The following is a 6,129-nucleotide window of genomic DNA, read 5'->3' as shown; positions in this document are numbered from 1 at the left end:
GCCGCGGGCGCCTTCGCGGCTGCGCGCCCGGCTGCTGCCCCGCGCGTAGTCGGCGATGAGCCGCTGACGCACGGCGGGGGACTGCAGCGCGTTCGCGTTGACGGCTGCCCGGATGGCCGCAGGGATGTCGCCGGGGTTCTTCTTGAGGAGGAACCCCACGGCGCCGCGCTCGAAGGCGCCGTAGAGGTACTCGTCGAGATGGAAGGTCGTGAAGACGATCACGGGAATGGGCGCGGCGACGCCGATTCCGCTCAGCGCTTCGATCGCGTCGAGGCCGTCGCCGTCAGGCATGCGAAGGTCCATGAGCACGACGTCGGGTTTCAGGTGCCGTGCGAGCCGGACCGCGTCGATGCCGTTGTCGGACTCGCCCACCACCCGGATGTCCTGGGTCGTCTCGAGCAGCACGCGCAGGCTCTTGCGCACCGCGCCGGCGTCGTCGACGATCAAGGTCCGGATCATGCGTGTGCTCCTTCGGCGATCACGGGCCGGCTGGTGTCGGCGATGGCATTGGTCGAGTCGGCGCCGATCGAGCCGCCGCCCTGGCTCGGCTCGGCGTGCGCCTCGTCGGTCTCCCGCTGCACGTCGTGTGGCGCCACTCCTCGGCGTCGCGCACGGCGCTGGTGGGGCGGATGCGGCAGCAGCGCGTTGACGCTCCATCCGCCGTTCTGGCGGGGTCCGGTGCGCAGGCTGCCTCCAGCCGCCACGAGCCGGTCGCGCATGCCCTCCAGACCGTAACCGAGGCTCAGTCCGCGCAGTGCCCGGGAGGCGGTGTCCGGATATGGTGGGGGATCGTTCTCGATCCGCAGCAGCAGTTCGCTCCCGTCGTCCTCGATCGTGATGCTGATCGCCGCGCCGTCCGCGTGCTTGCGGGCGTTGCTCAGCGCCTCCTGCACGACCCGGTAGGCGATGTGCGCGCGCATCGGCCCCAGCCGATGGTCGATCTCGTGCCATGCCGGGACGTTCCACACAGAGACGTCCGCGCCGGTGACGGTGCGGTGCTCCTCGACGAGCGCCGGCAGCTCCGACACGCTGTGCTGACCGGGCCGCACCCCCGGCTGATGGGTCTCGGTGACGGTGCGATCCTCTTGTCGCATGCTGTTGAGCATCCGTTCGAACCCCTGGTAGAGCCTCTCGCCCTCCGAACGGATCTGGGTGATCAAAGTCGCGTGTGCGGCGCCGCCGGCGGCGGCGGTGGATTCGGCGGCCGCGCTCAGGGCCAGCAAAGCCGCCAGATGGGCCGACGAGGTGTCGTGGATCTCCTGTGCCAGCGTCCGGCGTTCCGCCGCGACCGCTTCGGCGGTCCGCACGGCTTCCGAGCTCGATGCGCGCAACGCCAGTTCGGCGATGCGCTCCGCTCGTGCGCGCAGCCCGGCGTACCAAGCTCCGGCGAAGGCAGGTCCGGCGACCGTCGCCGCTGCCACGAGCGCCCAGCCGATGAGCACCGCGGGGGCGCGCCACGGCGCTGCCCCCAGTGGCGCATGGAGGGCGTAGGCCGCTACGAGGGTCGCGAAGGTCACCACCACGCCGCCTGTGACCACGAGCCAGCGACGGAGGCCGGCGCGCTCGGCGGCGAAGACGAAGAGGGCGAACAGCAGTCCGGGCTGCACCGCGAGCGTCTCCCAGTCGCTGATGAGCACAGCCGCCTGCCACAGCAGAAGGGACGCGACGACGGTGCCGAAAGGCTGCGGCCGCAGCCACACCAGCCACACGGCCTGAAACCCGACGAGCGCCGACACCGCCACCAGCTGCCACGCGTCGTCGGGCACGTCGCCCGCCGGGCGACCGTGAAGAACAAGATACAGCGCGAGCCAATAGCAGCCGACGTTGGCGAAGAGCATGAGGGGCACGATCGCTCTGCTGACCCACTGCGCGGCACGCACGGCGGAACGGCCGCGGCGGGTCTGCGGCGCGGAGGGCATCGGCGTCCCCTCCTTTCGGGTGGGAGTGTCTGGGTCGATTTTCGCCCGGCCGCGCCGCCGCCGCAGTGCTTCCCTCGGTCGGCGCCGAACGGTGGGATCGCGGCATCCGCGGAATCACGCGGACGCGTCTTCGCCGAGCCATTCGAAGTTCACCCTTTGGACACCGACCGTCTGCCCGGAGTCGACCCTGCCGCGTTTTGCCCCGCCGCGGTCGTGGCCCGCACGATGTGTGAGTCGCCGCACCCCCAACCCCTCTTCCAGCCCAGGGGAGGGGGCGGCGACACCACCCGAACCCGCATCGAAAGCGTCAGCCATGTCCTCGTCAGAGCGCCCCGGGCCTTCCACGGCCGACGACGACGTGACCGCGGCCGTCGAGCGTGACGACGACGTGACCGCCGTGATCGACCGCGACGTCACGGTGGCCGAGCTCGAACAGGAGCGCCGCTCGCTGCGGCTGCTGGGCTTCGACGCATCGCCCACGCCGCACACCGATCCCGGCGACGGCCGTCGAGCGCTGGCGAGCCGGCGCGGCGTGGGCGACAACATCTTCCGGATCGGCGCGCACGGCGGCGGAGTGATCGTGCTGGCGATCATGACTCTCGTCGGCCTCTTCCTGCTCATCCGCGGCTTCGAGGCGATCGACGTCGCCGGCTGGTCCTTCCTCACGACTCAGGAATGGGAGCCGAACTCGGGCCGCTTCGGCATCGCAGCCGTTCTGTTCGGCACGGTGGCGATCGCGCTGATCGCGATCTCGGTAGCACTGCCCCTCGCGCTCGGAACCGCGACGTACATCTCGGAGTACGCTCCCGCCGGGATCAAGCGATTCCTCACCGGGGTCGTCGATTTGATGGCCGCGATTCCTTCGGTTGTCTATGGGCTGTGGGGCATGTTCTGGCTCGAGTCGGCCATCCTTCCGGTCGCCGAGTGGATCGCGACGTATCTCGGCTGGATCCCGATCTTCGCCGTGTCGGACTTCGATCCGCGGGACCCGCTCGGCACGCCCACGGTCTTCACCGCATCCGCTTTCCTTGCCGGACTGGTCGTGGCGATGATGGTGGCTCCCATTGCGGCGGCGATCATGCGGGAGGTCTTCTCGCAGGCGCCGATCGGCGAGCGCGAGGGGGCGCTCGCGCTCGGCGCCTCGAAGTGGGGCATGATCCGCTCGGTCGTCTACCCGTTCGGCGTCGGCGGCATGATCGGCGGCACGATGCTGGGGCTCGGCCGGGCACTCGGCGAGACGATCGCCGTCTACCTCGTGATCAGTCCCATCTTCACCATCAACTGGGAAGTGCTCTCGACCGGTACGAACTCGATCTCGTCGCTGATCGCACTGCGCTACGGCGAGGCATCCGGATTCGAGATCTCGGCGCTCATGGCCGCCGGACTCGTGCTCTTCCTCATCACGATGCTTGTGAACTTCATCGCCGGCTTCATCATCTCGCGCTCGCGCTCCGGCGCGTCCAGCTAGGACACACTCATGACCACCACCGCCCCCGCCACGACGCGCCGCCCCCGCCGCGCCTCGTCGCCCGGCCGCATCACCCGCACCCGGGTGCCGGGCCGCGACGGCATCACCGTCCATCCCACGCGCCCAGAGGAGCGACGCAACCTGTCGCGCATCCGGCGCGAAGACGTCCTGCGCATCGTGTGCGCCGCTGTCGCCGCGATCTGCGCCACGGCGTGGCTGTTCGCGCAGGTGCTGCCGTTCCAGGGCCCGCTGCCGTTCGTGCTGATCGCCTACGTCCTGTTCCTGCTCGGCTTCACGGTGCTGATCAGCTTCGACGACGACAGGGTCACGATCCGCGATCGCATCGCAGCCGTCGTCATCCACTCCCTCGCCGTCGTGCTGCTGCTCGCGCTCTCGGTCGTGGTCGTCTTCACCATCGCCCGCGGGTCGGATGCCTTCCTCCACTGGAACTTCTGGGTGCAGGACCTCTCGCTCGCCGGACCGCTCGACCCCATGACCGTCGGCGGCATGGCGCACGCCGCGGTCGGCACGCTCATCATGATCGGCATCTCGCTGGCGATCGCCATCCCGCTGGGCCTTCTGTGCGCGGTGTTCCTCGCGGAGTTCCCCTCTCCGTTCGCGAACATCGTCCGCACGGTCGCCGAGGCGATGACGGCGCTGCCCTCCATCATCTGCGGACTGTTCATCTTCGCCACGTACATCCTGATGTTCGGCTTCGACAAGTCGGGCTTCGCCGCGAGTCTCGCGATCACGATCATGATCCTGCCGATCATCATCCGTTCGGCCGACGTCGTGCTGCGCCTCGTGCCGCAGACGCTCAAAGAAGCTTCGCTCGCGACGGGGGCCTCGCAATGGCGCACCATCTGGCACGTCGTGTTGCCGACCTCCAAGTCGGGACTCATGACGGCGATCGTGCTGGGCACGGCTCGCGGCATCGGCGAGACCAGCCCGATCCTCCTCACGGCCGGCTACACGACGTACTTCAACCTCAATCCGTTCTCGGGGCCCATGGTCTCGTTGCCGCTCGCGACGTTCACTCTCGTGAAGTCGCCCGAGCCCTCGCAGATCGCCCGAGGGTTCGGCGCCGCCGCCGTCCTGATGGCGCTCGTGTTCGTGCTGTTCCTGCTCGCCCGAGTGATCGGCGGGAAGGGCGCAGGCATGCTTTCACCGCAGGGCATGGCCCGGGCTCGTGCGGCGTCGGACCGTGACGCAGCTCGCTTCGAGCAGCGCGCCCTGCGAAAGGCTTCCCCGGTCGTTGAGCGAGGAGCGCAGCGACGAGACGATACGCCCGACACCCCCGACGGAGACTCCCGATGACCGCCCGCACCGCCCCGCGCTGGAGCAGCGCCCGAGTGATCGTCGCGATCATCGGCGTCGTCCTCATCACGCTCGGCAGCCTCAATCTCGCCGGTGCCGCCACGGCGAACGCCGCCGGGCAGGTGCATGCCGCGATCCGCGGCACCGGCTCCACCTGGTCGGCGAACGCGCTGCAGCAGTGGATCCGCAACGTGTGGTCGAACTACCAGTGGAAGATCACGTACGACGAGACCGGATCCACCCAGGGGCGCGTGGGCTTCGCCAACGGCACCGCCGACTTCGGCGTGTCGGAGATCCCCTACGCCATCGAGAACAGCAACGAGGTCGACCCGCTGCCGGCGCGCCAGTTCGCCTACATGCCGATCGTGGCCGGCGGCACTGCGTTCATGTACAACCTCGAGATCGGCGGGCAGCGCGTCACAAATCTGCGCCTGTCGGGAGACACGATCGCGAAGATCTTCACCGGTGCGATCACGCGGTGGGACGACCCGCAGATCAAGACCGACAACCCGCTGCTGGCTCTTCCCGCGATTCCGATCGTGCCGGTCGTCCGATCGGACGGCTCGGGTGCCACAGCCCAGTTCTCCATCTGGATGCGCCAGGAGCACACCGCGCTGTGGGATGCCTACTGCGGCAAGGTGGGGCGACCGATGGTGAACGGCCACTGCGGCGTGACCAGCAACTATCCTGTTCCTCCCAACAGCGCATTCGTGTCGAAGGCGCTCTCGAGCGGCGTGTCCGGGTACGTCGCCCAGCAGCACGCGGTCGGAGCGATCACCTTCGTGGAGTACTCGTACGCCCTGAACGCGAACTTCCCGGTCGCGAAGATGCTCAACAGTGCCGGCTACTACACCGAGCCGACTGCGCCGAACGTCGCCGTCGCACTGCTGAGCGCACGCATCAACGAAGATCGGTCTTCGGTCAACTACCTCACCCAGGACCTCAGTCAGGTGTACCGGTCGGCCGACCCGCGGGTGTACCCGCTGTCTTCTTACTCGTACATCATTCTGCCGACCCTGCTCGAGTCGACCTTCACCGCCGACAAGGGCCTGACGCTGGCCGACTTCAGCGCTTACTTCCTGTGCGAGGGTCAGCAGCAGGCCGACCGGCTCGGATATTCGCCGCTGCCCATCAACCTGGTGCAGGCGGGCCAGGAGCAGATCGCGAAGGTGCCGGGCGGCGACCCGGCGATCAAGGGGATCGCGGACTGCAACAACCCCACGTTCTCACCCGACGGCAGCAACCGGCTCGCCAATGAAGCCCCCTTTCCGGCCGAGTGCGACAAGGCTGGCCCGACGCAGTGCCTCGACGGCACGGGCGGTACCGCGGGTACGTCGACGGGCGCGAGCGGTGGCGACGACGCGGCCGGCGGGGGCGGGGATGCCGCTGCCGGCGGAGGCGCGGGCGAAGGCGGTGCCGCCTCGA

The 6,129-nt window shown here is 69.0% G+C and carries 5 protein-coding genes; 3 read left to right on the top strand and 2 right to left on the bottom strand.

Going from position 1 to position 6,129, the window contains the following annotated elements; translation table 11 throughout:
* Both EIO58_RS18825 and EIO58_RS11095 read right to left on the bottom strand, forming a co-directional pair.
* Positions 1-459: response regulator (locus EIO58_RS18825; protein WP_164861647.1), on the bottom strand; the 459-nt coding region annotated here is incomplete at its 3' end.
* Positions 456-1,919 (bottom strand): sensor histidine kinase, encoded by a 1,464-nt coding sequence (locus tag EIO58_RS11095; RefSeq protein WP_127819589.1) that lies wholly within the window; start codon positions 1,917-1,919, stop codon positions 456-458. The genes EIO58_RS18825 and EIO58_RS11095, both read right to left, overlap by 4 nt.
* Positions 1,920-2,232: 313 nt before the next feature.
* On the opposite strand from EIO58_RS11095, the gene pstC reads away from it, so the two are divergent.
* From pstC to EIO58_RS11080, 3 genes are all read left to right on the top strand, one after another.
* Positions 2,233-3,387 carry a phosphate ABC transporter permease subunit PstC gene (gene pstC / locus EIO58_RS11090; RefSeq protein ID WP_240658753.1) on the top strand — a complete coding sequence of 385 codons (1,155 nt, stop codon included), beginning with the start codon at positions 2,233-2,235 and terminating at the stop codon, positions 3,385-3,387.
* A gap of 9 nt (positions 3,388-3,396) precedes the next feature.
* Positions 3,397-4,704 (top strand): phosphate ABC transporter permease PstA, encoded by a 1,308-nt coding sequence (gene pstA / locus EIO58_RS11085; protein ID WP_127819588.1) that lies wholly within the window; start codon positions 3,397-3,399, stop codon positions 4,702-4,704.
* On the top strand, positions 4,701-6,129 hold a 1,429-nt coding region (locus EIO58_RS11080), incomplete at its 3' end, for a phosphate ABC transporter substrate-binding protein PstS (RefSeq protein ID WP_164861646.1). The genes pstA and EIO58_RS11080, both read left to right, overlap by 4 nt.

Origin of the sequence: Microbacterium sp. CPCC 204701 (assembly GCF_004010105.1) — a bacterium.
GTDB lineage: Bacteria > Actinomycetota > Actinomycetes > Actinomycetales > Microbacteriaceae > Microbacterium.
This window is presented reverse-complemented; position numbering and strand designations above follow the sequence as displayed.

Coding starts and splice junctions, on each gene's coding strand:
- EIO58_RS11095 (WP_127819589.1), bottom strand. CDS start 1,919: ATGCCCTCCGCGCCGCAGACCCGCCGCGGCCGTTCCGCCGTGCGTGCC.
- pstC (WP_240658753.1), top strand. CDS start 2,233: ATGTCCTCGTCAGAGCGCCCCGGGCCTTCCACGGCCGACGACGACGTG.
- pstA (WP_127819588.1), top strand. CDS start 3,397: ATGACCACCACCGCCCCCGCCACGACGCGCCGCCCCCGCCGCGCCTCG.